The organism is Paenibacillus sp. 2TAB23, assembly GCF_052115165.1.
GTDB lineage: Bacteria > Bacillota > Bacilli > Paenibacillales > Paenibacillaceae > Pristimantibacillus.
This window is the reverse complement of sequence record NZ_JBFRGD010000055.1, coordinates 1-3,150: the sequence shown is the minus strand read 5'-3', so window position 1 is coordinate 3,150 and position 3,150 is coordinate 1. Positions and strand designations below refer to the sequence as shown.

Here is a 3,150-nt window from a genome sequence, read left to right as displayed (position 1 = left end):
CACACATTGCTGTGCTTCCACCCCGAACCTATCAACCTCGTCGTCTTCAAGGGGTCTTACATACTGGGAAATCTCATCTTGAGGGGGGCTTCACGCTTAGATGCTTTCAGCGCTTATCCCGTCCGTACTTGGCTACCCAGCGGTGCTCCTGGCGGAACAACTGGTACACCAGCGGTACGTCCATCCCGGTCCTCTCGTACTAAGGACAGCTCCTCTCAAATTTCCTGCGCCCGCGACAGATAGGGACCGAACTGTCTCACGACGTTCTGAACCCAGCTCGCGTACCGCTTTAATGGGCGAACAGCCCAACCCTTGGGACCTACTTCAGCCCCAGGATGCGATGAGCCGACATCGAGGTGCCAAACCTCCCCGTCGATGTGGACTCTTGGGGGAGATAAGCCTGTTATCCCCAGGGTAGCTTTTATCCGTTGAGCGATGGCCCTTCCATTCGGTACCACCGGATCACTAAGCCCGACTTTCGTCCCTGCTCGACTTGTAGGTCTCGCAGTCAAGCTCCCTTATGCCTTTGCACTCTTCGAATGATTTCCAACCATTCTGAGGGAACCTTTGGGCGCCTCCGTTACATTTTAGGAGGCGACCGCCCCAGTCAAACTGTCCACCTGACACGGTCCCTCTGCCGGTTTCACGGCAGCAGGTTAGAACTCCGATACGATCAGGGTGGTATCCCAACGTTGCCTCCACACAAGCTGGCGCTCATGCTTCAATGGCTCCCACCTATCCTGTACAGATCGTACCAAAGTCCAATATCAAGTTACAGTAAAGCTCCATGGGGTCTTTCCGTCTTGTCGCGGGTAACCTGCATCTTCACAGGTATTAAAATTTCACCGGATCTCTCGTTGAGACAGCGCCCAAGTCGTTACGCCATTCGTGCGGGTCAGAATTTACCTGACAAGGAATTTCGCTACCTTAGGACCGTTATAGTTACGGCCGCCGTTTACTGGGGCTTCGGTTCACAGCTTCGGGTTRCCCCTAACCGCTCCCCTTAACCTTCCAGCACCGGGCAGGCGTCAGCCCGTATACTTCGCCTTACGGCTTCGCACAGACCTGTGTTTTTGCTAAACAGTCGCTTGGGCCTTTTCACTGCGGCCCCCTCGGGCTATTCACCCTACCGAGGCACCTCTTCTCCCGAAGTTACGAGGTCATTTTGCCGAGTTCCTTAACGAGAGTTCTTCCGCGCGCCTTAGCATGCTCTGCTCGCCTACCTGTGTCGGTTTGCGGTACGGGCACCTAGATCTCACTAGAGGCTTTTCTTGACAGCCGGAGTACATGACCTTCGCTACTGCAATTTTCGCTCCCCATCACAGCCCAGCCTWAYAGTGTGCGGATTTGCCTACACACTAGCCTCACTGCTTGGACGGACTATTCCATCAGTCCGCGTCACTGCCCTTCTGTGTCACCCCATTGCTCAAACRATCTTCGGTGGTACAGGAATTTCAACCTGTTGTCCATCCACTACGCCTTTCGGCCTCGCGTTAGGTCCCGACTTACCCTGAGAGGACGAGCCTTCCTCAGGAACCCTTAGGCTTTCGGCGGACAAGATTCTCACTTGTCTTTTCGTTACTCATACCGGCATTCTCACTTGAATACAGTCCACCAGTCCTCACGGTCCAACTTCAAYCCGTATTCAACGCTCCCCTACCCAAGCGAATCTTAAAGATTCGCGAGTCATAGCTTCGGTGGTGTGTTTAGCCCCGTTACATTTTCGGCGCAGAGTCACTCGACCAGTGAGCTATTACGCACTCTTTAAATGGTGGCTGCTTCTAAGCCAACATCCTGGTTGTCTTTGCAACTCCACATCCTTTCCCACTTAACACACACTTGGGGACCTTAGCTGATGATCTGGGCTGTTTCCCTCTTGACAATGGATCTTAGCACTCACTGTCTGACTCCCGAGTAGCACGTCTATGGCATTCGGAGTTTGACTGGACTTGGTAACCCTTGGCGGGCCCCGCACCCAATCAGTGCTCTACCTCCACGACGCTCATTCCTCGAGGCTAGCCCTAAAGCTATTTCGGGGAGAACCAGCTATCTCCGAGTTCGATTGGAATTTCTCCGCTACCCCCACCTCATCCCCGCATTTTTCAACATGCGTGGGTTCGGGCCTCCAGTGCGTGTTACCGCACCTTCACCCTGGACAGGGGTAGATCACACGGTTTCGGGTCTACGACCACGTACTTATTCGCCCTATTCAGACTCGCTTTCGCTACGGCTCCGTCTTCCCGACTTAACCTTGCACGTGATCGTAACTCGCCGGTTCATTCTACAAAAGGCACGCCATCACCCATTTAACGGGCTCTGACTTTTTGTAAGCGCACGGTTTCAGGTTCTTTTTCACTCCGCTTCCGCGGTGCTTTTCACCTTTCCCTCACGGTACTGCTTCACTATCGGTCACCAGGGAGTATTTAGCCTTGGCAGATGGTCCTGCCGGATTCCGACGGGGTTTCACGTGTCCCGCATCGTTGTTCGCCACGTCCTTCTTCGGCTCCTGGTGCCTAGGCATCCTCCGTGCGCTCTTACTAGCTTAACCATATGCTCAGGTGATCGCTCACCTTCGCTTACAATAAAAACAGCTTAAAGGATGTTTCAGCAATTTCTTTTTCTTTCRTTATCCAGTTTTCAAGGTGCAAGTGTTTTGCGKTGAATTCGCTTCRGAGTTWATCCTCAGCAAAGACGCAACAAATCATTTTTTTGGTGGAGCCAAGCGGGATCGAACCGCTGACCTCCTGCTTGCAAGGCAGGCGCTCTCCCAGCTGAGCTATGGCCCCATATGATGTTGGGAACCGACTACTCAAAGTCGATAATGGTGGGCCTTAGTGGACTCGAACCACCGACCTCACCCTTATCAGGGGTGCGCTCTAACCAGCTGAGCTAAAGGCCCATAGGTATTCCCTTTGGACTTCCTGTTGAAAGAGGATTAATCTTTCAAAACTGACAACGAGTAAGCGATAAACTGCCATGTTTATCCGAACCTCATCGGGTYCGGGTATTTCCTTAGAAAGGAGGTGATCCAGCCGCACCTTCCGATACGGCTACCTTGTTACGACTTCACCCCAATCATCTACCCCACCTTCGACGGCTAGCTCCCTTGCGGGTTACCCCACCGGCTTCGGGTGTTGTAAACTCTCGTGG

At 53.2% G+C, this 3,150-nt stretch carries 2 tRNA genes and 2 rRNA genes; all 4 read right to left on the bottom strand.

What is annotated here, in order from left to right:
- Positions 1–2,548, bottom strand: a 23S ribosomal RNA gene (locus tag AB4Z29_RS32200); the annotation flags it as partial.
- 162 nt (positions 2,549–2,710) lie between these two features.
- A tRNA-Ala gene (locus tag AB4Z29_RS32195) sits at positions 2,711–2,786 on the bottom strand.
- A 36-nt stretch (positions 2,787–2,822) separates the two neighbouring features.
- Positions 2,823–2,899 (bottom strand) — tRNA-Ile (locus tag AB4Z29_RS32190).
- Between the two features lie 117 nt (positions 2,900–3,016).
- Positions 3,017–3,150: ribosomal RNA gene (locus AB4Z29_RS32185) — 16S ribosomal RNA — on the bottom strand; the annotation flags it as partial.